The 25,089-nt window shown below is 60.7% G+C and carries 20 protein-coding genes; 8 read left to right on the top strand and 12 right to left on the bottom strand.

From position 1 onward, the window contains the following. From ccoO (EJA72_RS07835) to ccoN (EJA72_RS07860), 6 genes are all read right to left on the bottom strand, one after another. Positions 1–609 carry a cytochrome-c oxidase, cbb3-type subunit II gene (gene ccoO, locus EJA72_RS07835; protein ID WP_157710922.1) on the bottom strand — a complete coding sequence of 203 codons (609 nt, stop codon included), beginning with the start codon at positions 607–609 and terminating at the stop codon, positions 1–3. Beyond that, positions 609–2,051, bottom strand: coding sequence for a cytochrome-c oxidase, cbb3-type subunit I (ccoN, locus tag EJA72_RS07840; protein WP_157710923.1), 1,443 nt, complete (start codon positions 2,049–2,051; stop codon positions 609–611). Before ccoN (EJA72_RS07840) ends, ccoO (EJA72_RS07835) begins: the two co-directional genes overlap by 1 nt. A gap of 483 nt (positions 2,052–2,534) precedes the next feature. Beyond that, positions 2,535–3,488 carry a cytochrome-c oxidase, cbb3-type subunit III gene (ccoP, locus tag EJA72_RS07845; RefSeq protein ID WP_157710924.1) on the bottom strand — a complete coding sequence of 318 codons (954 nt, stop codon included), beginning with the start codon at positions 3,486–3,488 and terminating at the stop codon, positions 2,535–2,537. Continuing rightward, positions 3,485–3,682, bottom strand: coding sequence for a CcoQ/FixQ family Cbb3-type cytochrome c oxidase assembly chaperone (locus EJA72_RS07850; RefSeq protein WP_157710925.1), 198 nt, complete (start codon positions 3,680–3,682; stop codon positions 3,485–3,487). The genes ccoP and EJA72_RS07850 overlap by 4 nt, the downstream gene beginning before the upstream one ends. A gap of 3 nt (positions 3,683–3,685) precedes the next feature. Next, on the bottom strand, positions 3,686–4,294 hold the full coding sequence (gene ccoO / locus EJA72_RS07855; protein WP_157710926.1) for a cytochrome-c oxidase, cbb3-type subunit II: 609 nt from the start codon (positions 4,292–4,294) through the stop codon (positions 3,686–3,688). 10 nt (positions 4,295–4,304) lie between these two features. Next, entirely contained in the window at positions 4,305–5,729 is a 1,425-nt protein-coding gene (gene ccoN / locus EJA72_RS07860) for a cytochrome-c oxidase, cbb3-type subunit I (protein WP_157710927.1), read from the bottom strand. Positions 5,730–5,838: 109 nt separating this feature from the next. Here ccoN (EJA72_RS07860) and EJA72_RS07865 point away from each other — a divergent pair, with 109 nt between their 5' ends. Continuing rightward, positions 5,839–6,516, top strand: coding sequence for an alpha/beta family hydrolase (locus EJA72_RS07865; RefSeq protein ID WP_157710928.1), 678 nt, complete (start codon positions 5,839–5,841; stop codon positions 6,514–6,516). Positions 6,517–6,719: 203 nt separating this feature from the next. On the opposite strand, the gene EJA72_RS07870 is transcribed toward EJA72_RS07865, so the two are convergent. Both EJA72_RS07870 and acnA read right to left on the bottom strand, forming a co-directional pair. After that, complete coding sequence (locus tag EJA72_RS07870) at positions 6,720–8,285, bottom strand: PAS domain-containing methyl-accepting chemotaxis protein (RefSeq protein WP_157710929.1); 1,566 nt, start codon at positions 8,283–8,285, stop codon at positions 6,720–6,722. Between the two features lie 291 nt (positions 8,286–8,576). Next, complete coding sequence (gene acnA, locus EJA72_RS07875) at positions 8,577–11,318, bottom strand: aconitate hydratase AcnA (RefSeq protein ID WP_157710930.1); 2,742 nt, start codon at positions 11,316–11,318, stop codon at positions 8,577–8,579. 210 nt (positions 11,319–11,528) lie between these two features. Between acnA and rlmM the strand changes: the two genes are divergently transcribed. Both rlmM and tusA read left to right on the top strand, forming a co-directional pair. Then, positions 11,529–12,602, top strand: coding sequence for a 23S rRNA (cytidine(2498)-2'-O)-methyltransferase RlmM (gene rlmM, locus EJA72_RS07880; RefSeq protein ID WP_157710931.1), 1,074 nt, complete (start codon positions 11,529–11,531; stop codon positions 12,600–12,602). A 195-nt stretch (positions 12,603–12,797) separates the two neighbouring features. Further along, positions 12,798–13,049, top strand: coding sequence for a sulfurtransferase TusA (tusA, locus tag EJA72_RS07885; RefSeq protein WP_157710932.1), 252 nt, complete (start codon positions 12,798–12,800; stop codon positions 13,047–13,049). On the opposite strand, the gene EJA72_RS07890 is transcribed toward tusA, so the two are convergent. After that, on the bottom strand, positions 13,046–14,455 hold the full coding sequence (locus EJA72_RS07890) for an MATE family efflux transporter (RefSeq protein WP_157710933.1): 1,410 nt from the start codon (positions 14,453–14,455) through the stop codon (positions 13,046–13,048). The genes tusA and EJA72_RS07890 overlap by 4 nt on opposite strands. A 317-nt stretch (positions 14,456–14,772) precedes the next feature. Between EJA72_RS07890 and pdxB the strand changes: the two genes are divergently transcribed. Continuing rightward, positions 14,773–15,915, top strand: a complete 1,143-nt coding sequence (gene pdxB, locus EJA72_RS07895) for a 4-phosphoerythronate dehydrogenase PdxB (RefSeq protein WP_157710934.1) — start codon at positions 14,773–14,775, stop codon at positions 15,913–15,915. A gap of 169 nt (positions 15,916–16,084) precedes the next feature. On the opposite strand, the gene EJA72_RS28940 is transcribed toward pdxB, so the two are convergent. Further along, positions 16,085–16,261 carry a PA1571 family protein gene (locus EJA72_RS28940; RefSeq protein WP_178129162.1) on the bottom strand — a complete coding sequence of 59 codons (177 nt, stop codon included), beginning with the start codon at positions 16,259–16,261 and terminating at the stop codon, positions 16,085–16,087. Between the two features lie 260 nt (positions 16,262–16,521). On the opposite strand from EJA72_RS28940, the gene EJA72_RS07900 reads away from it, so the two are divergent. Together EJA72_RS07900 and EJA72_RS07905 are read left to right on the top strand one after the other, a co-directional pair. Further along, complete coding sequence (locus EJA72_RS07900) at positions 16,522–18,297, top strand: ABC transporter transmembrane domain-containing protein (RefSeq protein ID WP_157710935.1); 1,776 nt, start codon at positions 16,522–16,524, stop codon at positions 18,295–18,297. Positions 18,298–18,365: 68 nt separating this feature from the next. After that, complete coding sequence (locus EJA72_RS07905; RefSeq protein WP_157710936.1) at positions 18,366–19,400, top strand: Fic family protein; 1,035 nt, start codon at positions 18,366–18,368, stop codon at positions 19,398–19,400. 71 nt (positions 19,401–19,471) lie between these two features. Here the strand turns inward: EJA72_RS07905 and EJA72_RS07910 are convergent, their stop codons facing one another. Then, complete coding sequence (locus EJA72_RS07910; RefSeq protein WP_157710937.1) at positions 19,472–21,400, bottom strand: transglycosylase SLT domain-containing protein; 1,929 nt, start codon at positions 21,398–21,400, stop codon at positions 19,472–19,474. Between the two features lie 212 nt (positions 21,401–21,612). Between EJA72_RS07910 and EJA72_RS07915 the strand changes: the two genes are divergently transcribed. After that, entirely contained in the window at positions 21,613–23,532 is a 1,920-nt protein-coding gene (locus EJA72_RS07915; RefSeq protein ID WP_157710938.1) for an ATP-binding cassette domain-containing protein, read from the top strand. 187 nt (positions 23,533–23,719) lie between these two features. Here the strand turns inward: EJA72_RS07915 and EJA72_RS07920 are convergent, their stop codons facing one another. After that, a complete protein-coding gene (locus tag EJA72_RS07920; protein WP_157710939.1) occupies positions 23,720–24,157 on the bottom strand; it encodes a universal stress protein in 438 nt (145 codons plus the stop codon). Positions 24,158–24,261: 104 nt separating this feature from the next. Here EJA72_RS07920 and EJA72_RS07925 point away from each other — a divergent pair, with 104 nt between their 5' ends. Continuing rightward, positions 24,262–24,699, top strand: a complete 438-nt coding sequence (locus EJA72_RS07925; protein WP_157710940.1) for a hypothetical protein — start codon at positions 24,262–24,264, stop codon at positions 24,697–24,699. The last annotated feature ends 390 nt before the right edge of the window (positions 24,700–25,089 follow it).

The raw sequence follows: 25,089 nt of genomic DNA on the forward strand, positions 1-25,089 counted from the left end.
TCACCGTTTGCTTTTGATGATGGTGCCCAGGCCTTGCAGATAGGCCACCAGCGCGTCCATTTCGGTTTTGCCCTTCACAGCATCCTTGGCGCCGGCGATGTCTTCGTCGGTGTAAGGGACGCCGAGCGTGCGCAAGACTTCCATTTTCTTGGCGGTGTCTTTGCCGTCGAGCTTGTTTTCCACGAGGAACGGGTAGGCCGGCATTTTCGACTCAGGCACCACGTTGCGCGGGTTGTACAAATGCGCACGCTGCCAGTCATCGGAGTAACGACCGCCGACACGGGCCAGGTCCGGGCCGGTACGCTTGGAACCCCACAGGAACGGGTGGTCCCAGACGCTTTCACCGGCGACCGAGTAATGGCCGTAGCGTTCGGTTTCAGCACGGAACGGGCGGATCATCTGCGAGTGGCAGCCGACACAACCGTTGGCGATAAACACGTCGCGGCCTTCCAGTTCAAGGGCAGGGCGAGGCTTCATGCCTTCGACCGGCTTGTTGGTGACGTCCTGGAAAAACAGCGGAACGATCTGGGTCAGGCCGCCGATGCTGACGGCGATAACCATGAAGAAGGCCAGCAGGCCAATGTTCTTCTCGACTGCTTCATGCTTCATCAGTGAGCTCCAACTACAGCAATCTGAGCGGCGGCTTCAGCTTCAGCCGGGTTCGAGGCGCGAACGGTGCGGAACACGTTGTAGGCCATGAACAGCATGCCGCTGGCAAAGAACGCACCGCCCAGGGCGCGAACGATGAAACCAGGGTGGCTGGCTTGCAGCGCTTCCACGAACGAGTAGGTGAGGGTGCCGTCATCGTTGATTGCACGCCACATCAGGCCCTGGGTGATGCCGTTGACCCACATCGAAGCGATGTACAGCACGGTACCGATGGTCGCGAGCCAGAAGTGGGCGTTGATCAGGCCGACGCTGTGCATCTGCGCGCGACCGAACAGTTTCGGGATCATGTGGTAGATCGCGCCGATCGAAATCATCGCTACCCAGCCCAAGGCGCCGGCGTGTACGTGGCCGATGGTCCAGTCAGTGTAGTGAGAGAGCGAGTTGACGGTCTTGATCGCCATCATCGGGCCTTCGAAGGTCGACATGCCGTAGAAGGCCAGGGACACGACGAGGAAGCGCAGGATCGGGTCGGTGCGCAGCTTATGCCAGGCGCCCGACAGGGTCATCATGCCGTTGATCATGCCGCCCCAGCTTGGCGCCAGCAGGATGATCGACATTGCCATGCCCAGGGACTGCGCCCAGTCCGGCAGTGCGGTGTAGTGCAGGTGGTGCGGACCGGCCCAGATGTACAGGGTGATCAGCGCCCAGAAGTGCACGATCGACAGGCGATAGGAGTAGATCGGACGCTCGGCCTGCTTCGGAACGAAGTAATACATCATCCCCAGGAAGCCGGTGGTCAGGAAGAAACCGACCGCGTTGTGGCCGTACCACCACTGGATCATCGCGTCCGTCGCACCCGAATAAGCGGAGTAGGACTTGAACAGGCTGACCGGCAGCGACATGTGGTTGACGATGTGCAGCATCGCCGTCACGACGATGAACGCGCCGTAGAACCAGTTACCCACATAGATGTGCTTGGTCTTGCGCTTGACGATGGTGCCGAAGAACACCAGACCGTAGGTGACCCAGACGATGGCCAGCAAAATAGCCAGCGGCCATTCCAGCTCGGCGTATTCCTTGGTGGTGGTGTAACCCAGTGGCAAGGTAACGATGGCGCCGATGATCACCGCTTGCCAACCCCAGAAGTGGAAGGCCGCGAGGCTGTCGGAAATCAGTCGCGTTTGGCAGGTTCGCTGCACGACGTAATAAGAAGTGGCAAACAGTGCACAACCACCGAAGGCGAAAATCACCAGGTTGGTGTGCAACGGGCGTAGGCGTCCAAAAGTCGTCCACGGCAGACCGAAGTTCAATTCCGGCCATACGAGCTGTGAGGCGATGAAGACACCAAGCCCCATGCCAAGGATCCCCCAGACCACCGTCATGATGGCGAACTGGCGGACTACCTTATAGTTATAAGCAGTCGGACTGATTGCTGTGCTCATTCTAAGGTTCCACGGTTTGGGTGTTTTATTAGGAGTAAAAATCGGCCGCAAGTATGGAGAAAGCAGGGGGTCATTGCAACGCGCCATGACCTGGGTCAATGCTTTCAAAAGCTGATTCTGCGGCCTTTCCATGCGCCGCGTAAGGACAAAATTGCCCCTGCTCAAAATGTCGCAACGGATGAAAGAGGCGAGGGGGTCAGGTCAGTTGTAACGGGGTGTGTTCAAACGCAACGATAAGGTGACCGATGGCAATTGGCGCGACAGCCGGTATCTACCAGCCTTTGTGGCCTGTCATCGAGCAGAATCGTCGAACACATCGCATCAGGTCGACCTGGAACCGGCTCATTGCCAGCCCGCATCGCAGGAAGCTTAGACCCGAATCTGGTGAACCGAAAGGAGGACTGGCAGAGGGTGCGACAATGAGTCGCAAAGGGACAGGGAACTGCCGCATCCGCTTGAATGCGGCAGTAGAGTGCTCGGGATTTATTCGCCTTTGCCTTCAGCCTGCAAACGGGCGGTGCTGGCCCCGTGAGACAAGCTGTAAATGTAAGCCGCGAGCAGTTGCACCTTGTCGTTGCCGAGCAGTTCGTTCTGCGCCGGCATATGGCCCTGGCGGCCATGACGTATCGTTTGCTCAAGCTGCGTCAGGCCTAGTCCATAAATAAAACCGGCCGGGTGCGTCAGGTTCGGCGCACCCATGGCTTCAGTGCCTTGGCCGTTTGCCCCATGACAGGCTACGCACGTGGTGCTGAACACTTGCTGTCCGGCCAGCAGGTCGGCACTGCTGTCGGCGGGCAGCGGCAGGCCGGCCAGGTCGTGACGCACATACGCCGCCACGTTTTTCACCCCCGCTTCACCGAGGATTTCCCCCCACGCCGGCATCGCCGCCACGCGACCGCCCATGATGGTGGTCTTGATCGTCTCGGCTGCGCCGCCCCAGCGCCAGTCGTTGTCGGCCAGGTTGGGGAAGCCGAAGGCGCCCTTGGCATCCGAGCCGTGGCAGACCGAGCAGTTGGAGGCAAACAGGCGACCGCCCATTTTCAACGCCTGCGGGTCCTTGGCCACTTCTTCCACGGGCATGGCGGCGAATTTGGCGAAGATCGGGCCGAATCTGGCGTCGGCCTTGTCCATTTCCTTTTCCCATTCGTGGACGCCGGTCCAGCCGTTCTCGTACCCCGGCAGGAGGCCTTTCCAGTTGCCCAGGCCCGGGTAAAGAATCAGGTAGCCCACGGCAAACACCAGCGTGCCGGCGAACAGCACGAACCACCACTGCGGCAGCGGGTTGTCGTACTCCTCGATGCCGTCGAAGCTGTGGCCCATGGTCTGGTCGATGCTGCCCTTGGTTTCACCTTTGCGGGTGCCGATCAGCAGCCAGGTCAGGCCGATCAGGCTGCCGATGGTCAGAACGCAGATCCATGTACTCCAGAAGGTGGTCATGGCCGGGTGCTCCTTGTTGTTGCTGATTCCGGGGTCGTGTCGGGTTGTGCTTCATCGGCGAACGGCAGCAGGCGCGCTTCGGCGAACTCCGGGTTGCGCTTGCCGTTGAACACCCACAGCGTCAGGCCGACGAAGGCGATGAACACCACCACGGTGCCGAGGCCGCGGATCATTCCACTGTCCATTTCAAACATGACTCACCTCTTGCTCTTGATGGCAGTGCCGAGCACTTGCAGGTAGGCAACCAGTGCGTCCATTTCGGTCTTGCCCTTGAGCGAGGCCGTTGCGCCGGCGATGTCGTCGTCGGTGTACGGCACGCCGAGGGTGCGCATGGCGCGCAGCTTGGTTTCGGTGTGGCTGCTGTCGAGTTGATTGGCCACCAGCCAGGGGTAGGCGGGCATCTTCGATTCCGGCACCACGTTGCGCGGGTTGTACAAGTGCGCGCGGTGCCAGTCTTCGGAGTAACGGCCGCCGACCCGCGCCAGGTCCGGCCCGGTCCGTTTCGAACCCCACAGGAACGGGTGATCCCAGACGCTTTCCCCGGCCACCGAGTAGTGCCCGTAACGTTCGGTTTCGGCGCGGAACGGACGGATCATCTGCGAATGGCAGCCGACACAGCCCTCGCGGATGTAGATGTCGCGACCTTCCAGTTGCAGCGCGGTGTAGGGCTTCATGCCTTCCACCGGTTTATTGGTCACGTCCTGGAAGAACAGCGGGACGATCTGGGTCAGGCCGCCGATGCTCACGGCCAGGACCATCAGCAACAGCAGCAGGCCTACGTTTTTCTCGATTGTTTCGTGTTTCATGGCGGACTCCTCAGGCCATCTGCGCGGCAGCGGCGACGTCGACAGGCTGCGAGGCCCGCACGGTGCGCCAGGTGTTGTAAGCCATCAGGAACATGCCGCTGAGGAAGATCGCACCGCCGACCAGCCGCACGACGAAGCCTGGGTGGCTGGCCACCAGGGTTTCGACGAAGGAGTAAGTCAGCGTGCCGTCTTCGTTCACTGCGCGCCACATCAGGCCCTGGGCGATGCCGTTGACCCACATCGACGCGATGTAGAGCACGGTGCCGATGGTTGCGAGCCAGAAGTGCGCGTTGATCAGGCCAACGCTGTGCATTTGCGGGCGGCCGAAGATTTTCGGGATCATGTGGTACAGCGCGCCGATGGAAATCATCGCCACCCAGCCGAGCGCCCCGGCGTGAACGTGGCCGATGGTCCAGTCGGTGTAGTGGGAGAGGGCGTTGACGGTCTTGATCGCCATCATCGGACCTTCGAAGGTCGACATGCCGTAGAAGGCCAGCGAGACCACGAGGAAGCGCAGGATCGGGTCGCTGCGCAACTTATGCCAGGCGCCCGAGAGCGTCATCATGCCGTTGATCATCCCGCCCCAGCTCGGTGCCAGCAGGATCAGCGACATCACCATGCCCAGCGACTGCGCCCAGTCCGGCAGCGCGGTGTAGTGCAAGTGGTGCGGGCCGGCCCAGATGTACAGGGTGATCAGGGCCCAGAAGTGCACGATCGACAAGCGATAGGAATACACCGGGCGCTCGGCCTGTTTCGGCACGAAGTAGTACATCATCCCGAGAAAGCCGGCGGTGAGGAAAAAGCCCACGGCGTTGTGGCCGTACCACCACTGCACCATGGCGTCAGTCGCGCCGCCGTACAGCGAGTAGGACTTGGTCAGGCTGACCGGGATTTCCATATTGTTGACGAGGTGCAGGATCGCCACGGTGATGATGAACGCACCGAAAAACCAATTACCGACGTAAATGTGCTTGGTCTTGCGCTTGGCCAGGGTGCCGAAGAACACGATGGCGTAGGCGATCCAGACGATGGTGATGAGGATGTCGATCGGCCATTCCAGCTCGGCGTATTCCTTGGAACTGGTGTAACCCAGTGGCAGGCTGATCGCCGCCAGCAGGATCACCAGCTGCCAGCCCCAGAAGCAGAACGCGGCGATTTTTGGTGCAAACAGTTGGGTCTGGCAGGTGCGCTGCACCGAATAGAACGAACTGGCAAACAGCGCGCAGCCGCCGAAGGCGAAGATCACCGCGTTGGTGTGCAGCGGGCGCAAGCGACCAAAACTGGTCCACGGCAAATTGAAGTTGAGTTCGGGCCAGACCAACTGGGCCGCGAGAAAAACCCCGAGCCCCATGCCGACGATGCCCCACACCACCGTCATAATGGCGAATTGGCGGACCACCTTGTAGTTGTAGGCGGTACTGATAGAAGTGTTCATGGTTCCCCATCCACGGTTCAGCCGAAGTGAAGGCCTGTCTTTGCGAGTAAGCCGCACGGCAGACACTCCCTTCGCCTGGAGTTATAGGCAGACTAAAAGCGAGGCAAGCATGGACAAACAGCACAAGGCCAGTATTGACGGGGATCAATGGGCGAAGTGTGTGAAGGATCATGGATGGCTGTGGAGTGCGGCTTCCGGGCCGGCATCGGCCACGCTGATCCTCGCTCACGGTGCCGGTGCGCCGATGGACAGCGACTGGATGAATGACATGGCTGCACGCCTCGCCGCACACGGCGTCAACGTGCTGCGCTTCGAGTTTCCCTACATGGCGCAACGGCGTCTGGACGGCGGCAAACGCCCGCCGAACCCGGCGCCGAAACTGCTCGAATGCTGGCGCAAGGTCTACGCCGAGGTGCGACGCCATGTCACTGGGCGCCTGGCCATCGGCGGCAAGTCCATGGGCGGGCGGATGGCCAGTCTGTTGGCCGATGAATTGGGCGCCGATGCGTTGGTGTGCCTGGGGTATCCGTTTTATGCGGTGGGCAAACCGGAGAAACCACGGGTCGAGCATCTGGCCGGACTGAAGACGGCGACGTTGATTGTGCAGGGTGAACGGGATGCGCTGGGTAATCGCGAGGCGGTCGAGGCCTACACGCTGTCACCGAGTATCGAGGTTTTATGGCTGGCGGCGGGCGATCATGATTTGAAGCCGTTGAAGGTGTCGGGGTTTACCCATGAGCAGCATTTGGCGGCTGCGGCGGAGAAGGTTGCCTCAATCCTGCAGTGATTCTGCAGCGTTCCTCATCGCCGGCACCCCTGGCTCACTCCCACAGTTGATCTTTGGTGCCCCCAACTTTGCGTTCAACGCAGATCCCCTGTAGGAGCGAGCTTGCTCGCGATGGACTCAATAGCACCGCGTTTATCCAGTAAACACGCGTTATCGTTAACGACCATCGCGAGCAAGCTCGCTCCTACAGCTGGGTTTTAGTGTTAGCGATTAAACCGCTCCACCAACGAATACTGGGTATTCGCCGTCTTGGTCAGTTCTTCACTCAACAGCGCCGAGTGTTGCGCCTGGTCCGAGGTCTGGTCAGCCAGTTGCGAGATGTTGCTGATGTTTCGGCTGATCTCTTCGGCGACCGCGCTTTGCTCTTCGGTTGCCGCCGCAATCTGGGTGGTCATGTCGGTGATGTTGGCCACCGCTTCGCTGATCCCCACCAGCGCCTGGTCCGCTTCCAGTACCCGCGCCACACCTTCTTCGGCCTGACGATGCCCGGCTTCCATGGTTTGCACCGCGGTGCCGGCCGTTTGCTGGAGCTTGGCGATCAGGGCGTGGATCTGCCCGGTGGACTCGCTGGTGCGCTGCGCCAGTTGACGGACTTCGTCAGCCACCACCGCAAAGCCACGGCCCATCTCACCGGCACGGGCCGCTTCGATGGCCGCGTTCAACGCCAGCAGGTTGGTCTGGTCGGCGATGCCTTTGATCACATCGACCACGCCGCCGATTTCGTCGCTGTCCTTGGCCAGCTGCGTCACGGTCAGGCCGGTTTCGCCGACCACCACCGACAGGCGCTGGATGGCTTCGCGGGTTTCCCCGGCAATGTCGCGACCGCGACCGGTCAGGCGATTGGCTTCCTGAGTCGCGTCCGCCGTGCGCTGCACGTGGCTGGCAACTTCCTGAGTGGTGGCGGCCATCTGGTTGACGGCGGTGGCCACTTGTTCGGTTTCGACCCGTTGACGTTCCAGGCCGGTGGAGCTGCTGTGGGCCAGCGTGTCGGACTGTTTCGCTTGTTCGGTCAGGTGCTCGGCGGTGTCCTGCAAACGGGTCAGGCAGGTTTTCAGGCGGGCTTCCTGGCTGAGGATCGACATTTCCAGACGAGCCTGGGCACCGCGGCTGTCGGTGTACATCTGCGCGATCAGCGGGTCGGACGTGGTCTGCTCGGCCAGGCGCAGCAAACGCTTGAGGCCGCGCTGCTGCCAGCTCAGGCCCATCAGGCCCAGCGGCACCGAGAGGCCGGCGGCAAGTGCGAAACCCCATTGGGAGTTGAGCGTGGCGCCGATCATGAAGCTTAATTGGCTGACCAGAATGAACGGCAGCCAGTCCTGCAGCACCGGCAGCCATTTGTCTGTCGAGGGGATGGCGGGCTTGCCCTGGTTGATGCGCTGGTAAAGCGCTTCGGCGCGCTGGATCTGTTCAGCGGTCGGTTTGATCCGCACCGACTCATAACCAATGACCTGATTGCCCTCGAACACCGGCGTTACATAAGCGTTGACCCAGTAATGGTCACCGTTCTGGCAGCGGTTCTTGACGATGCCCATCCATGGCAAGCCTTGTTTCAGTGTGCCCCACATGTGCGCGAACACCGCAGATGGCACGTCGGGATGACGAACCAGGTTATGCGGCGCGCGGATCAACTCGTCACGAGAAAACCCGCTGATCTCGACGAACGCGTCGTTGCAGTAGGTGATCACGCCCTTGGCATCGGTGGTGGAAATCAACCGTTGCTGAGCTGGGAAGGTCCGTTCGCGCTGTGTAATGGGCTGGTTGTTACGCATGGCATTTTCAATCCGTGAGGCTTTGACAGGTTGTCGGCGGCGTCATGATTTAGTTGAAATTATTTTTCAATTATCAGAAACGTGTCGCAAAATAACGATTGCGTAAATCCGCATCTGTCCGACGCCAAACACACCCCCCTGTGGGAGCGAGCCTGCTCGCGATGCGGTTTAACATTCGACATTTCTGTTGTCTGGCACGCCGCTATCGCGAGCAGGCTCGCTCCCACAGGGGAGTTGTGTTGGGTTCAAAAAAAAACACCGCCCGAAGGCGGTGTTTTTGTCAGCAGTCAGTTACGACGCGATCAACTGCCGCAACACGTAATGCAAAATTCCCCCCGACTTGAAGTATTCGACTTCGTTAAGCGTATCGATCCGGCACAGTACCTCGACCTTCTCGCGGCTGCCGTCTTCACGGGTGATCACCAGGGACAGGTTCATCCTTGGTGTCAGCTCGACGCCGGTCAGACCCAGGATATCCAGGGTTTCCTTGCCGTTCAGGTTCAGGCTTTTGCGGTTCTGATCCAGCTTGAACTGCAGCGGCAGTACGCCCATTCCGACCAGGTTGGAGCGGTGAATCCGCTCGAAGCTTTCGGCGATGACGGCCTTGACCCCCAGCAGATTGGTACCCTTCGCCGCCCAGTCGCGGCTCGAGCCGGTGCCGTATTCCTGACCGGCAATCACCACCAAGGGTGTGCCCGAAGCCTGATAACGCATCGCTGCGTCGTAGATCGGCATTTTCTCCCCGGTCGGAATGTAGATCGTGTTGCCGCCTTCTTCACCGCTGAGCATCTCGTTACGGATGCGGATGTTGGCGAAGGTGCCGCGCATCATCACTTCATGGTTGCCACGACGGGAGCCGTAGGAGTTGAAATCCCGCGATTCCACCCCTTTGTCGCGCAGGTATTGGCCGGCGGGGCTGTCGGCCTTGATGTTGCCGGCCGGGGAGATGTGGTCGGTGGTCACCGAATCGCCCAGTAGTGCGAGAACCCGGGCGCCGGCGACATCCTTGACCACCGGCGGCGGCCCGCCGATATCGTCGAAGAAGGGCGGATGCTGGATGTAGGTCGAATCGTCCTGCCAGACATATGTCGCCGCTTGCGGCACTTCAATCGCTTGCCATTGCTCGTCACCGGCAAACACTTCGGCGTATTCCTTGTGGAACATCGAGGTGTTGACCTGGTTGACCGCGTCGGCGATCTCTTTGGTACTTGGCCAGATGTCGCGCAGATACACCAGGTTGCCATCCTTGTCGTTCCCCAGCGGCTCGCTGCTGATGTCGATGCGCACCGTGCCGGCCAACGCATAGGCGACGACCAGCGGCGGCGAGGCGAGCCAGTTGGTTTTCACCAGCGGGTGCACGCGGCCTTCGAAGTTGCGGTTGCCCGAGAGCACCGAGGCGACGGTCAGGTCAGCGTTCTGGATGGCTTTTTCGATCGGTTCCTGCAACGGCCCGGAGTTGCCGATGCAAGTGGTGCAGCCATAACCGACCAAATCGAAGCCGAGTTCATCCAGGTAGCGAGTCAACCCCGCAGCCTTGTAATAGTCAGTGACCACTTTCGAGCCGGGCGCCAGCGAACTCTTGACCCACGGTTTGCGCTTGAGGCCTTTTTCCACGGCTTTTTTCGCCACCAGCCCGGCAGCCATCATCACGCTCGGGTTGGAGGTGTTGGTGCAGGAGGTGATCGCGGCAATCACCACGGCGCCGTTTTTCAGGCGATAGGTCTGGCCTTCGTAGTCGTAATCGGCTTCACCGGCCAGGTCGGCGTTGCCCACCGCGACGCCACCGCCGCCTTCGCTTTCGAGGCGACCGACTTCCTTGCTGGTGGGTTTGAATTGCAGGTCGATGAAGTCACTGAAGGCTTGCGCGACATTCGGCAGCGATACCCGGTCCTGTGGCCGTTTCGGCCCGGCGAGGCTGGCTTCGACGCTGCCCATGTCCAATGCCAGGCTGTCGGTGAACACCGGTTCCTTGCCCGGCAGGCGCCACAAGCCCTGGGCCTTGGTGTAAGCCTCGACCAGTTTCACGGTCTCGACCGGGCGACCGGACAGCCGCAGGTAGTCCAGCGTGATGTCGTCCACCGGGAAGAAGCCGCAGGTGGCGCCATATTCCGGGGCCATGTTGGCGATGGTCGCCCGGTCGGCCAGCGGCAGATCGGCCAGGCCGTCACCGTAGAATTCGACAAATTTGCCGACCACGCCTTTCTTGCGCAACATCTGGGTCACGGTCAGCACCAGGTCGGTGGCGGTGATGCCTTCCTTGAGCTTGCCGGTCAATTTGAAGCCGATCACTTCCGGAATCAACATCGACACCGGTTGGCCGAGCATCGCGGCTTCCGCTTCGATCCCGCCAACGCCCCAGCCGAGCACGCCGAGGCCATTGATCATGGTGGTGTGGGAGTCGGTGCCGACCAACGTGTCGGGGAAGGCGTACGTGCGGCCGTCCTCGTCCTTGGTCCAGACCGTGCGCCCGAGGTATTCCAGGTTCACCTGGTGGCAGATGCCGGTGCCCGGTGGCACCACGCTGAAGTTGTCGAAGGCGCTTTGGCCCCAGCGCAGGAACGCGTATCGCTCGCCGTTGCGCTGCATTTCGATGTCGACGTTCTGCTCGAAGGCGCTGGAACTGCCGAACTTGTCGACCATCACCGAATGGTCGATCACCAGGTCCACGGGGGAGAGCGGGTTGATGCGTTGCGGATCGCCGCCGGCTTTGGCCATCGCGGCGCGCATGGCGGCCAGGTCAACCACGGCGGGCACGCCGGTAAAGTCCTGCATCAACACCCGCGCGGGACGGTACTGGATTTCGCGGTCGGAGCGTCGCTCCTTGAGCCAGGCGGCAATCGCCTTGAGGTCGGCGCCGGTGACGGTTTTTTCGTCCTCCCAACGCAGCAGGTTTTCCAGCAGCACTTTCAACGACATGGGCAGCGTGTCGAGATCGCCGAGGCTTTTGGCGGCGTCGGGCAAACTGAAATAATGGTAAGTCTTGTCTTCGACTTGCAGGGTTTTAAGGGTTTTCAGGCTATCGAGGGACGGCATTGAAATGACTCCTTTGAGTCCGCACGGCGACGGACTGACGGGACGAACAGAGCTTTCAACCTAGCCCTGTTTGGGCGTTAAGGCTAATAACTGGACTCTATGGTTAAGTCCAAGGTTCCGAACTCGGCTATCATGCGCCGGTTTTCGTGACAGGCTTTGCTACAGGGCAAGTTTGCGCATCAATTCATTGCCGATTGCCCAGGAGATTCAATGAACACCCTCTTTATGCATTGCCGGCCGGGCTTCGAAGGCGAAGTCTGTTCCGAGATTTCCGAACACGCCGCGCGGCTGAACGTGGCCGGTTATGCCAAGGCCAAGGCCGCCAGCGCCTGCGCCGAATTTATCTGCACCGAAGAAGACGGCGCCGAGCGCCTGATGCGTGGCCAGCGTTTCTCGGACCTGATCTTCCCGCGTCAATGGGCTCGCGGGATTTTCATCGACCTGCCTGAAACCGACCGCATCAGCGTGATCCTCGCGCACATGGCCGACTTTCCGCTGTGCGGCAGTCTGTGGCTGGAGATGGTCGACACCAACGACGGCAAAGAGCTGTCGAACTTCTGCAAAAAATTCGAAGTTCACCTGCGCAAGGCGTTGATGGCGGCCGGCAAGCTTGTAGAGGACGCGCACAAGCCGCGTTTGTTGTTGACCTTCAAGAGCGGCCGCGAAGTATTCATGGGCCTGGCCGAGTCAAACAACTCGGCGATGTGGCCGATGGGCATTCCGCGCCTGAAGTTCCCCCGCGAAGCGCCAAGCCGCTCGACCCTGAAGCTGGAAGAGGCGTGGCACCATTTCATCCCCCGCGACCAGTGGGACGAGCGCTTGCACAGTGACATGACCGGCGTGGATCTCGGTGCCGCGCCCGGCGGCTGGACCTGGCAACTGGTCAACCGTGGCATGCTCGTCACCGCCATCGACAATGGCCCGATGGCCGAAAGCCTGATGGACACCGGTCTGGTACAACACCTGATGGCCGACGGTTTTACCTACAAGCCCCGACAGCCGGTGGACTGGATGGTTTGCGACATCGTCGAGAAACCGGCGCGCAACGCCGCGATGCTCGAAGAATGGATCGGCGAAGGCCATTGCCGCGAAGCGGTGGTCAATCTCAAGCTGCCGATGAAACAGCGTTACGCTGAAGTGAAGCGTTTGCTGGAACGCATCGCCGACGGTTTCAAGGAGCGCGGTATCCGGGTGGAGATTGGCTGCAAGCAGCTGTATCACGACCGTGAAGAAGTGACCTGCCACCTGCGCCGACTCGACGTAAAGAAACCCAAGTCCCGCTGAAACGCAGGTGTTCCCCTGTAGGAGCGAGCCTGCTCGCGATGGTCCCGAGAGCGCCAAGGGGTATCAGGCCCCCAGCGTTATCGTTAACGACCATCGCGAGCAGGCTCGCTCCTAGAGGAGGGGGGTGGCGACATGCCACAGATGACCGAACACCCGGCATTGCGCGACAATGCCGGCACGATTTAGGAGTAAATCATGAGTGAAATGATCAATACGCCGGTAGACGGCACCCTCGACGCGACGGGCCTCAACTGCCCGGAACCCGTGATGATGCTGCACCAGCACATCCGTGACCTGGCGCCCGGCGGCCTGCTCAAGGTGATCGCCACCGACCCGTCGACCCGCCGCGATATCCCCAAGTTTTGCGTGTTCCTGGACCACGAACTGGTCGCGCAGCATGAAGAGGCTGGCACCTACCTCTACTGGATCCGCAAGAAACTCGCTTAACCCGCCGACGGGCTGATGCGGATCCGCTTGCGTGCACTGCGCGCCAGGCGGATCGACAGCATCAGCGCTGCGCAACTCAAGCCCACGATCAAACCTTGCCACAGTCCGCTCGGGCCACTGGGCGCGCCGAGCCAATCGGTCAGTCCCAGCGCGTAACCCACCGGCAAACCAATGCCCCAGTACGCGAACAGCGTCAGGATCATCGTCACCCGCGTGTCCTGATAGCCGCGCAATGCGCCGGCCGCCGTGACCTGGATCGCATCGGAAAACTGGAACAGCGCCGAATACACAATCAGCATGGCCGCCACATGGATCACGGTCGGGTCCGAGGTGTAGATGGTCGCGATGTGCTCGCGCAGCAACAGCATCATGCTTGCGGAAAGACAGGCGTACGCCAGCGCGGTGCCCATGCCGACACCGGCGGCAAAACGTGCTTCGCGCGGTTCCTGGCGACCGAGCGCCTGGCCGACGCGCACGGTCACGGCCATGCCGAGGGAGTAGGGGATCATGAACACCAGCGAACTGAAGTTCAGCGCGATCTGATGCCCGGCCACCACGGTCGCGCCGAGGCTGCCGATCAGCAGGGCGATCACCGCGAAAATGCTCGACTCGGCGAACACCGCAATACCGATCGGCAGGCCGATGCCGAGCAGGCGCTTGATCACCGACCATTGCGGCCAGTCAAACCGGCTGAACAACTGGCTCGACTGATAGGCCGGCGCCCAGCGCTCCCAACCCGCCATGCCCAGCGCCATGACCCACATCACAATCGCCGTGGCCCAGCCGCAACCGACACCGCCCATGGCCGGCACGCCGAAATGGCCGTAGATGAAGATGTAGTTCAGCGGAATATTCAGCGCCAGGCCGCACAGGCCCAGCACCATGGCCGGGCGGGTGCGGCCCAGGCCGTCGCTGAAACAGCGCAGCACATGGTAGAACGCAACGGCAGGCAGGCCGCTGGCGATGCCGTGCAGGTATTGCATGCATGGGCCGATCAGCTCGGGATCGACTTTCATTGCGTGCAGGATCGGCTCGGCGCTGAACAGCATGCCGGTCGCCATCAATCCCACCACCAGCGCCAGCCACAACGCCTGACGCACGATCGGGCCGATCTCGCTGTGGGTGCCAGCACCGAAGCGCTGCGCGACTTTCGGCGTGGTGGCCAACAGGGTGCCGGTCATCAACAGAAATACCGGGACCCAGATCGAGTTACCCAGCGCCACCGCTGCCAGGTCGCGGGGCCCGACACGGCCCGCCATCACCGCATCGACGAAGCCCATCGCCGTCGTGGCAAGCTGCGCGACCATGATCGGCAGTGCCAGGCCGAGCAGGTTTTTCAGCTCCAGGCGAATGCGCGCGGGGCGAGTGAGGGAAATGGCGGCAGGGCGGTCAGTCACAGAACTCAAGGGCGAAACGTCCAAAGGTTTTAAGGCGCGAGGCGCCGCATTCTACGCCTTGACGCAACGGTCAGGAAAAGTCCCGTGTTAGGGATTTGTAATCAACATACACAGAACCCCTGTAGCAGCTGGCGCAGCCTGCGTCCGGCTGCGCAGCAGTCGTAAAACCGGACAACGCGCTGCAACAGGAAGACTGTGCACTCAGGCTTACGACTGCTGCGCAGCCGGACGCAGGCTGCGCCAGCTGCTACAGAGAAGTGCGCAATGCCCGCTGGCCCAGCACAGTCATCTGCGCCTACACTGCCGATCCCCCAAAGGAGCCCGCCATGCTGATTGTTGCCGACGAAAATATCCCGCTGCTCGATGCCTTCTTCGCAGGTTTCGGTGAAATTCGCCGGGTGCCGGGACGTTCCATCGACCGCGCCACGGTCGAACAGGCCGATGTGTTGCTGGTGCGTTCGGTGACCAACGTCAACCGTGCACTGCTCGAAGGCAGCAAGGTGCGCTTTGTTGGCACGTGCACCATCGGCACCGATCACCTGGACCTGGATTACTTTCAACAGGCCGGCATCACCTGGTCCAGCGCGCCCGGCTGCAACGCCCGTGGCGTAGTCGACTACGTGCTGGGCAGTTTGCTGACCCTCGCCGAAATCGAAGGCGCCGACCTGACTCAACGCACGTACGGGGTGGTCGGTGCCGGTGAAGTCGGTGGCCGTCTGGTCAAGGTGTTGCAAGGCCTGGGCTGGAAGGTGTTGGTGTGTGATCCGCCACGACAAGCGGCGGAGGGCGGAGACTTCGTCAGCCTTGAGCACATCATCGAACAGTGCGACGTCATCAGCCTGCACACGCCGCTGAAAAAGCACGGCGCTCAGACCACCTGGCACCTGTTCGATAACAACCGTTTGAACCAACTTAAACCCGGCACCTGGCTGATCAACGCCAGTCGCGGCCCGGTGGTGGACAACGCTGCCCTGCGCCAGGTGCTGCTGCAGCGCGAAGACCTGCAAGCGGTGCTGGATGTGTGGGAAGGCGAGCCGGAGGTCGATGTCGCGCTGGCCGAACTGTGCGTGCTGGCGACACCGCATATTGCCGGTTACAGCCTCGATGGCAAGCAGCGCGGGACGGCGCAGATCTATCAGGCGTACTGCGAGTTCCTCGGGCAGGCGCCCCAGGTCAATCTGAGTGACTTGCTGCCGGCGCCCTGGTTGTCCCGGGTGACGTTGAACGCTGAATGCGATCCGGCCTGGGCGTTGGCGATGCTGTGCCGTGGCGTGTACGACCCGCGCCGGGACGATGCGGATTTCCGCCGTAGCCTCGTAGGCAATGTGAACGAGCAACGTGCGGCGTTCGATGCACTGCGCAAGCATTATCCGGCGCGGCGGGAGATTGATGGGTTGCAGGTGCGGATTGACGGGGATTCGCCTGAATTGCGACAGATCGTGGCGGCGTTGGGGGCTCAAGTCTTATAAGAAACCGAGTTGGCCCTATCGCGAGCAGGCTCGCTCCTACAGGGTTTATTGTGTGCGCCACAGATCAAATGTAGGAGCGAGCCTGCTCGCGATAGGGTGCGCAGCACCCTCAAAAAGCGCCCACAAAAAACCCGGCCATCAGGGCCGGGTCAAGAAGACGGTGGCTACATCACTTTTGTTCGGCAGGCTTGACCAATCGCTGTTCCAGTTCGCGGCACGCGTCCTGGATCATGTCTTCAGTGATCGGTACTTCGCGCCCATCCACGATAATCGAGCAACCCAGAGACTGGTGCGGCTTCGTGCGGATCACTTCAATTTTGTCATCGCTGCTGTTTTGCAAGGACATGGCCTGTCTCCTCTTCAGGTTGTGTGCTTACTATAGAACCGCCAAGTGACCAGGCTGTGACAATTCCCTGCGATCTTTCCAGGGCGGCAACTCCAGTCCACCAGAAATACGACAGCCTTGCTACCCGCACTTTAGACCGATAGCGTCTAGGCACTAGTCTTGGCGGTCATAATTAACCGGACTCATTGTGATTTACCGGTTTTCAGGTTCGAGGCCAGTGTAGGCTGGGCCCTGTCAATTTTCTGTGATCAGGCTATCGGATGATTTCAATACTGTCTTCGCGTCACCGTCGTGCCCTTCGCCTGACCAGCCAGTTTCTTGCGCCTTATCGCTGGCAGGCGTTCGGCGCGTTACTGGCGTTAATCGTCACGGCCGGAATCACCTTGTCGATGGGGCAGGGGATTCGGCTGTTGGTGGATCAGGGGTTCATGACCCAGTCTGCGCATTTGCTCAACCAGACCATCGGCTTGTTCATGTTGCTGGTGCTCGGTCTGGCGATCGGGACCTTTGCGCGGTTTTATCTGGTGTCCTGGATTGGCGAGCGCGTCGTCGCGGACATTCGTCGTCAGGTGTTCAACCACCTGGTCTATCTGCACCCGGGGTTTTACGAAGACAACCGCAGCTCCGAGATTCAATCGCGCCTGACGGCCGACACGACGTTACTGCAATCGGTGATCGGCTCTTCGCTGTCGCTGTTTTTGCGCAATTTGCTGATGGTGATCGGCGGCATTGTCTTGCTGTTCATCACGAACCCCAAGCTGACCAGCATCGTGGTCATTGCGTTGCCGCTGGTGATCGCGCCGATCCTGATTTTCGGTCGTCGGGTGCGCAGCCTGTCCCGCCTGAGTCAGGACCGGATCGCCGACATCGGCAGCTACGTCTCCGAAACCCTGGGCCAGATCAAAACCGTGCAGGCCTACAACCATCAGGTCCAGGACGAACAGCGTTTTGCCGTGACCGTGGAGGAGGCGTTCAACACCGCGCGCAAGCGCATCTTCCAGCGCGCCTGGCTGATTACGCTGGTGATCGTGCTGGTGCTGGGCGCAGTCGGGGTGATGCTCTGGGTAGGCGGCATGGATGTGATTGCCGGGCGGATTTCGGCCGGGGCGCTGGCGGCGTTTGTGTTCTACAGCCTGATCGTTGGCAGCGCCTTCGGGACATTGAGCGAAGTCATCGGCGAGTTGCAGCGCGCGGCCGGGGCGGCCGAGCGAATTGCCGAGTTGCTGCGCTCGGAAAACATCATCCAGCCACCGGCCACGGGGCTGGTCACGTTACCCGAACGGGTGAAGGGCGATCTGCTGTTGCAGGACGTGCGTTTTTCCTACCCGTCACGTCCTGAAAGCTACGCGGTCGATGGCTTGAATCTGGCGATCAATGCCGGCGAAACCCTGGCGCTTGTAGGGCCGTCCGGCGCAGGCAAGTCGACGGTATATGACTTGCTGTTGCGTTTCTATGATCCGGCCCACGGCCGCATCCTGCTCGATGGCGTGCCCCTGACACAGCTCGACCCGCTGGACCTGCGCCGTTGTTTCGCGTTGGTGTCGCAAACACCGGCGCTGTTCTTCGGCAGTATCGAGGAGAACATCCGCTACGGTAATCCGACGGCCACCTTGGCCCAGGTTCAGGACGCGGCGAAAATCGCCTACGCCCATGAGTTCATCGAAGCCATGCCCAACGGTTACCAGACCCACCTCGGCGACGGCGGCCTCGGTTTGTCAGGTGGTCAGCGACAACGCCTGGCCATCGCCCGCGCGCTGCTGGTGGACGCCCCAATCCTGCTGCTCGACGAAGCCACCAGCGCCCTAGACGCCCAGAGCGAGCACCTGATCCAGCAAGCCCTGCCAAGCCTGATGAAAAACCGCACCACCCTGGTCATCGCCCACCGTTTGGCCACGGTAAAAAACGCCGACCGGATCGCGGTGATGGATCAAGGAAAACTGGTGGCCGTGGGGACGCATCAGGAGCTGATTGCGAGCAATGCGTTGTATGCGCGGCTGGCGGCGTTGCAGTTCAATGACGGGCATGAAGCGGCTTGAATGAAGGCTGCTGAATACCGTCAGGTTCGGGCATTATGTCGGCCTCAGTTGTGAGCCTGGATAAGGATATGAGCCGTTATCAACCACCGTTGACCCTGACCTCGAAAATGTTGTCACTGGTCGCCGAGATCAGCGAGCAAATCGGTCAGCTGACAGCTGTGGACGAACGCCTGCAGACGCCTCAGCTACGCCGCAGCAATCGGATTCGTACGATTCAGGCATCCTTGGCCATCGAGAACAATACCCTGAGTGTCGAGCAGGTGACGGCCGTGTTGGCGGGGCGACGAGTGCTGGGACTGCCTCGGGAAATCCAGGAGGTTCGTAATGCCTTCGCGGCGTACGAAGCCATGTCGGATTGGCAACCGAGCGTCCGGGCTGATTTGCTTCGTGCGCATGAGTTGCTGATGGGCGGATTGATTGACGACTGTGGGCAGTTTCGTCGAGCCGGTGTGGGTATCTACCGTGGAGATAAATTGGTCCACATGGCTCCGCCGCCGAGTCGCGTTGCGCACTTGACCGAAGACCTGTTGGCCTGGCTTGGCGCTTGCGATTGGCATCCGCTGATCATCAGCTGCGTTTTCCATTACGAATTCGAATTCATCCATCCCTTCGCCGACGGCAATGGACGCATGGGGCGTCTTTGGCAGACGTTGATTCTCAGTCAGTGGCGCCCGGTGCTGGCTTATCTGCCAGTCGAAGCTGTGATTCGAGAGCAGCAGGACGCTTACTATGCGGCATTGTCGGCTGCCGATCAGTTGGCTGAATCGACGCCTTTCGTGGAGTTCATGCTGCAGGCATTGAGCCTGGCGCTTGAAGAAGCAGCGCGTGGCGAACCTGTGATCGACCCAGTAACCGACCCAGTAACCGACCCAGTAGGGAGGTTGCTTTCTGCTCTACATGTAAACGGGCCGCTGAAAATCAGTGACTTGATGGCGCAGGTCGGGTTGGCGCATAAGGCAACCTTTCGGGCCAACTATCTCCGGCCGGCATTGGCTGCGGATTTGATTGAAATGACCCATCCCGAGTCGCCAAGCAGCCCGACTCAAAAATATCGTCTGACGCCGCAGGGTAGTCAGGTTTGCGCACGGTTCAAGTCGACGTAGACGAGCCGCAGGCGAAAAAAATGCCCGCATCAATCGATGCGGGCATTTTTATTCACGCTACAAAGCCGGTGTCACTGATCATCAAAATACCGCTCATGCCAATCCACCAAGGGCTGTGGCGAGTTGAGCTTCTGGCCGTAGATCACCGAGTACGACAGCACGTTCTGCACGTACTGACGGGTTTCGTCAAACGGGATGCTTTCCACCCACACGTCAAAGCTCAGGTGGTCGGCGCCACGCAGCCATTGGCGCACGCGGCCGGGGCCGGCGTTGTAGGCGGCGGAGGCGAGCACGCGGTTGCCGTTGAACTGGGCGTGGACCTGGCTCAGGTAGGCGGCGCCGAGCTGGATGTTCTTGTCCGGGTCGAGCACTTGCTGTGGCGAGGCCAGAGGGATGCTGAACTTGCGCGCGGTTTCCTTGGCGGTCCCGGGCATTAATTGCATCAGGCCGCTGGCGCCGACGCCGGAGCGAGCGTCGTCCATGAAGGCGCTTTCCTGGCGGGTGATGGCGAACACCCAGCTCGAATGCAGGCCACGGATCTTGGCTTCACGCACCAGGGTTTCGCGATGGGCCATCGGGAAGCGAATGTCCAGGTCATCCCAGTACTGCGCCTGGCTGATGGTGCGGATCGCCGGGAAATACCATTTCAGGTCGTAGGCCAGTTTCGCCTGGGCGACCATTTCGTCGCGGCTGAAGTGACGGCTGACGTGATACCACTCGCGGCGCCCGTCGACGATCTGCCCGCGCGCATGCAGCTCCAGGGCGCGACGCACGCCCGGCGTATTACGCACCTTGTTCATCAGCGCCTGGCTCAGCACCAGCGGTTTGTTGACCAGCGAGTAGGGGGACTGTGAGCGATCGGCCGCAAGGAAACCGTAGAAGTCCCGCTCGCGGGCGAGGCCTTTGTACAGCGTCTGCGCTTCCGGGTTTTGCGGTTGTGCCAGCTCCAGGCTGCGGGCCTGCCAGTAACGCCAGCGATTGGTCGTCGCCAGGTCCTGCGGCAAGCGGCGGGTCAACTGATAGGCATCGTCCCAGCGGGCCAGGCGCAGCAACAGGCGCAGGCGCCATTCGGACACGGTGTTGTCGCGCAGTTCCGGGTCGTATTTGGTCATCACGTCCAGCGCGCGGCTGTCGAAACGCCGTGCGAGAGTCAGGCCGATTTCCCGGGCGATCGCGACTTTTTCGTCACGGGAAAAGTGCATGCTGCTGGCATAACCGTCGAGCAGATCCATGGCCTTGTCCGGGTCCTGGCGCGCCAGTCGGCGCAGGCCAAGGCTGACGATGTCGGACATTGGCTCGTCGGCGGGCGTGAAGCGCGAGGGCTGGTTGAGCAGCTCAGGCTTCTGTGCCACATCTACCAGCAGGCGACCGCGAGGGGCGAGGTTGCTCAGGCCGTTGACCAGGCTGTTGGCCAGTGGATAGTTGCGCGCCTGAGCGGCAAGCTTGGTCCGTTCCCAGCGTCTCTGCTCGGTCAATTGACCTTCGGCGGCCCACATGCCGAACAGTGCGTCGCAGGCGGCGGGTTGGGATTTGCCGGTCAGCCAGAGTTTTTCCGCGTTGGCGTAACCCTGGGGCTTGAGGTTATGGCTGATCTGATACTGCGCGTTCAGGCAGTCCAGTTCGGTGAAATTCATCTTGGGGTCGTAGTACTTGACGAACGGCGCCCAGTCGCCGCGATCGGCCAGCCAGCGCAACCAGCGCAATTTCATCCAGTTGGCTTGCGGCAGGTCACCGTGTTCGGCGAGGAATTTTTCGATTTCTTCGTTGCTCGCCGTTTTAAGGCGCGCGGTCAGTTCGTCATACGCCAGGTACGGTTCCAGCGGGTAATCACTAAGCGCCTGGCTGTAACGGAAATAAGGACCGGTATCACCCTTGGCCAAGGCGCGCTTGGCCTCATCGTAATATTGGCGCTGGGTGGACAGATCCACCGCCTGGGCTGATTGGACGGCAGTGGCAGAAAGAAGCAAACACGATAAAAGACTGAAAAGGCGACTGCGCATGAGACATCCGGGCAGAGAAATCATGACAAGTGCGGGTAGGCCTGCACTGAATAATCTGTAGCTTAGCCTTTTGCCAGCAACGGGCGAAAGCTTTGCCGGCCTCTCAGCATCAGTTCGCAACATTTGTCATGCAGAGTGCCACGAAGGTGAAATTGCCGGCCTTCTGAAGCCTCAAGTCAGGTAGAATGCGCGCCCGGTTTTTGGAGAAGCTCATGACCCTGCTCAAATTCAGCGATGTGTCCCTTGCTTTCGGCGCTATGCCGTTGTTGGACAAGGTGTCCTGGCAGATCGCCCGTGGTGAGCGGGTGTGCATCATCGGCCGCAACGGCACTGGCAAGTCCAGCATGATGAAGCTCGTCAAGGGCGACCAGAAGCCTGACGACGGCTCCGTTTGGCGTGCGCCCGGCCTCAAGATCGGCGAATTGCCGCAGGAATTGCCGGTAGCCGACGAGCGGACAGTGTTCGATGTGGTGGCTGAAGGCCTGGACGGTGTTGGCGAGCTGCTCGCGCAGTATCACCACCTGAGCCAGAACTGCGTTACCGAGGCCGATCTGGACAAACTGATGCACGTCCAGCATGACCTCGAAGCCCGCGATGGCTGGCGTTTGCAAACCTTGGTCGACAGCACCTTGAGCCGCCTGCAGTTGCCGGCCGACAAGACCCTCGCCGAGTTGTCCGGCGGCTGGCGTCGTCGCGTCCTGCTGGCCCAGGCCCTGGTGTCCGAACCGGACCTGCTGCTGCTCGACGAACCGACCAACCACCTGGACATCGGTGCCATCGCCTGGCTCGAAGAGGCGTTGAAAGATTTCCAGGGCGCCGTGCTGTTCATCACGCACGACCGTTCCTTCCTGCAAAACCTCGCGACCCGCATCCTGGAACTGGATCGCGGTGGCCTGATTGACTGGAACGGCGACTACGCCAGTTTCCTGGTGCACAAGGAAGCCTCCCTGGCCGCTGAAGAAACCGCCAACGCGCTCTTTGACAAAAAGCTGGCCCAGGAAGAAGTCTGGATCCGCCAGGGCATCAAGGCCCGCCGCACCCGTAACGAAGGCCGCGTCCGCGCCTTGAAAGCATTGCGCGTCGAGCGCAGCGAACGTCGCGAGCGCACCGGCAAGGCCAACATCCAGCTGGATACCGCCGACAAGTCCGGCAAGCAGGTGATGGTCCTCGAGAACGTGAGTTTCGCGCACCCGGGCGGCCCGTTCCTGATCAAGGATTTCTCGATGGTCCTGACGCGCGGCGACCGGATCGGTCTGCTTGGCGCCAACGGCACCGGCAAGACCACTTTGCTCAAGCTGATGCTCAGCGGCCTGCAACCCACCAGCGGCAAAGTGGAAGAAGGGACGCGCATCGACGTGGCCTACTTCGACCAGTTGCGCCATCAGCTGGACCTGGAAAAGACCGTGATCGACAACGTGGCCGAAGGGCGCGACTTCATCGACATCGATGGTCAGAGCCGTCACGTGTTGAGCTACCTTGGTGACTTCCTGTTCAGCCCGCAGCGTGCCCGCACCCCGGTGAAGGCGTTGTCCGGCGGCGAGCGTGCCCGTCTGTTGCTGGCAAAACTGTTCAGCAAGCCGGCCAACCTGCTGGTCCTCGACGAACCGACCAACGACCTCGACGTGGAAACACTCGAGTTGCTGGAAGAAGTCTTGCTGACCTTCAACGGCACCGTACTGATGGTCAGCCACGACCGGGCATTCCTCGACAACGTGGTCACCAGCACCCTGGTCTTCGAAGGTGAAGGCAAAGTTCGCGAATACGTCGGTGGTTATCAGGACTGGCTGCGTCAGGGCGGCTCGCCGCGCCTGCTGGGCGTGACCGAGAGCAAATCCGGCAAAGCCGACCTGACGTCCGCCGTCGTGAAGGCTGAACCAGCGCCAGTCGCGGCGGCAGTTGAAGCGCCGGTGGCGAAGAAGAAGCTGAGCTACAAGCTGCAGCGTGAGCTGGAAATGTTGCCGGCTCAGATCGAAGCCATTGAACAGCAGATTGCGGCGGTTGAAGCACAGATGGCGGATGCTGGCTTCTATCAGCGTCCTGCTGCCGAAACCGCTGCGGTGATCGCTCAGCTGGAGCAGTTGCAGGCTGAACACGACGTCATGGTCGAGCGTTGGGCCGAGCTGGATGCCTGATTGATCCTGCAATAAAAAAGCCCGGCGTTCAGTGATGAGCGCCGGGCTTTTCGTATGTAATGCGATCTACTGGTTGCCGCAAACCCAATGTGGGAGCGAGCCTGCTCGCGATAGCGATTTATCATTCAACATTGACGTCGGCTGATACACCGCTTTCGCGAGCAGGCTCGCTCCTGCATTTTTGTTGTCAGCTTTTGATCAGGCGCACCGCCAGCACATCGCAAGGCGCGCCGTGCAGCACATCATTGGCGGTGGAACCCAGCAGTAGCGCCAGGCCGTGCCGCCCGTGACTGCCCACCACGATCATGTCGCAGCCTTGTTCCTTGGCCAGGTGGTGAATCTCCTGGCGCGGTTGGCCGTAGGTCAGGTGGCTGTATTCCTTGGAGAGCTCCGGGTATTTGACAATCAACCGGTCCAGGCGCTCTCGGGCTTGATCGAACTGCTGTTGCTGCAGTTGCGACAGGTCCATCGGCACGTCGCCGCCAAAGGCCATGGCCATCGGCTCGACAATGTGCACCAGGGACAGTTTTGCGCCGTTGCTCACGGACAATTCGCGGGCGCGGTGGATAACAGGATCGCACTCTTCGGTTAGATCTACAGCGACCAGAATGTGGTTGTAGGGCATGAGGTGCTCCTCCTGAGGATTGCAATATTGGTAAGTATGGCTGGTTTCAAGCGTATTGGTTTCAAAGTGACCCAATGCGCCCTTCAAGAATCGGGAGTACAGATATGACGGTCTGGATAGTGGTGTCAATCCTGCTGGTGGTACTGAGTCCACTGGCGTGGTTGCGACCGTCCCGCCACCAGAGCGGCCGGATGGCCCTGCGCATGGAGGCGCGACGCATCGGATTGGCCATGCAACTGGCGCCTCAGGAGTGGCCTCACTGGCTGAGCCAGGAGCCGCCAAGCCCTTGTGCGCAGTACCATCGACCGCGTCGCGGCAATCAGCCGGCGTGCTGGTGCTATTGGCAAAAGGCTCCGGGTGTCTGGGTCAATCAGTGGCAGGAAATCTGCGACGATCCGGCCTTGCTGATTCATTTCGAAAAGTTGCCAGACAACGTCTACAAGATCGAAGCCGACAAGCAAATGATCACGTTGTATTGGGGCGAGAAGGGCGAGGCGACTGTTTTGCAACACATCGATGCCACCCTCAAGGCGCTCGCCTGACCCGGATCCCTGAAGGAGCGAGCCTGCTCGCGAAGAACGTCCATGCAACGCGTTGATCCGGACAGCCCGCCTTATCGTTGACGACCATCGCGAGCAAGCTCGCTCCTACGGGGCAGGCAATAAAAAGCCCGACATTCATCATCGGGCTGGAGTTGGCCAGGCAGGCCGGTAATTCTCAGTGAGCTGATCTTACGCCCGGCATTCGCCAAAGCGTTGATGTTTTTCTCCCATGTCCCGCCAGCGTAGCCTGTTAAACACAGGCTGCAGCGAATTAGGGCGACTTTTCTAACTATTGATTCTATGAATGGCCTCACATGCATCTGCGTGTTGCCGGGCTTCGCGGTACGGAAATGACCGGAAAGTCGCATCTTGTCCCGTGTTTAGGGCGAT

The organism is Pseudomonas sp. PB120 (assembly GCF_009761815.1).
In the GTDB taxonomy this organism is placed as follows: domain Bacteria; phylum Pseudomonadota; class Gammaproteobacteria; order Pseudomonadales; family Pseudomonadaceae; genus Aquipseudomonas.

What these genes read in the sequence shown, in the direction of transcription:
- ccoO (WP_157710922.1), bottom strand. Translation starts at nt 609, where the DNA reads ATGAAGCATGAAGCAGTCGAGAAGAACATTGGCCTGCTGGCCTTCTTC.
- ccoN (WP_157710923.1), bottom strand. Translation starts at nt 2,051, where the DNA reads ATGAGCACAGCAATCAGTCCGACTGCTTATAACTATAAGGTAGTCCGC.
- ccoP (WP_157710924.1), bottom strand. Translation starts at nt 3,488, where the DNA reads ATGACCACCTTCTGGAGTACATGGATCTGCGTTCTGACCATCGGCAGC.
- EJA72_RS07850 (WP_157710925.1), bottom strand. Translation starts at nt 3,682, where the DNA reads ATGTTTGAAATGGACAGTGGAATGATCCGCGGCCTCGGCACCGTGGTG.
- ccoO (WP_157710926.1), bottom strand. Translation starts at nt 4,294, where the DNA reads ATGAAACACGAAACAATCGAGAAAAACGTAGGCCTGCTGCTGTTGCTG.
- ccoN (WP_157710927.1), bottom strand. Translation starts at nt 5,729, where the DNA reads ATGAACACTTCTATCAGTACCGCCTACAACTACAAGGTGGTCCGCCAA.
- EJA72_RS07865 (WP_157710928.1), top strand. Translation starts at nt 5,839, where the DNA reads ATGGACAAACAGCACAAGGCCAGTATTGACGGGGATCAATGGGCGAAG.
- EJA72_RS07870 (WP_157710929.1), bottom strand. Translation starts at nt 8,285, where the DNA reads ATGCGTAACAACCAGCCCATTACACAGCGCGAACGGACCTTCCCAGCT.
- acnA (WP_157710930.1), bottom strand. Translation starts at nt 11,318, where the DNA reads ATGCCGTCCCTCGATAGCCTGAAAACCCTTAAAACCCTGCAAGTCGAA.
- rlmM (WP_157710931.1), top strand. Translation starts at nt 11,529, where the DNA reads ATGAACACCCTCTTTATGCATTGCCGGCCGGGCTTCGAAGGCGAAGTC.
- tusA (WP_157710932.1), top strand. Translation starts at nt 12,798, where the DNA reads ATGAGTGAAATGATCAATACGCCGGTAGACGGCACCCTCGACGCGACG.
- pdxB (WP_157710934.1), top strand. Translation starts at nt 14,773, where the DNA reads ATGCTGATTGTTGCCGACGAAAATATCCCGCTGCTCGATGCCTTCTTC.
- EJA72_RS28940 (WP_178129162.1), bottom strand. Translation starts at nt 16,261, where the DNA reads ATGTCCTTGCAAAACAGCAGCGATGACAAAATTGAAGTGATCCGCACG.
- EJA72_RS07900 (WP_157710935.1), top strand. Translation starts at nt 16,522, where the DNA reads ATGATTTCAATACTGTCTTCGCGTCACCGTCGTGCCCTTCGCCTGACC.
- EJA72_RS07905 (WP_157710936.1), top strand. Translation starts at nt 18,366, where the DNA reads ATGAGCCGTTATCAACCACCGTTGACCCTGACCTCGAAAATGTTGTCA.
- EJA72_RS07910 (WP_157710937.1), bottom strand. Translation starts at nt 21,400, where the DNA reads ATGCGCAGTCGCCTTTTCAGTCTTTTATCGTGTTTGCTTCTTTCTGCC.
- EJA72_RS07915 (WP_157710938.1), top strand. Translation starts at nt 21,613, where the DNA reads ATGACCCTGCTCAAATTCAGCGATGTGTCCCTTGCTTTCGGCGCTATG.
- EJA72_RS07920 (WP_157710939.1), bottom strand. Translation starts at nt 24,157, where the DNA reads ATGCCCTACAACCACATTCTGGTCGCTGTAGATCTAACCGAAGAGTGC.
- EJA72_RS07925 (WP_157710940.1), top strand. Translation starts at nt 24,262, where the DNA reads ATGACGGTCTGGATAGTGGTGTCAATCCTGCTGGTGGTACTGAGTCCA.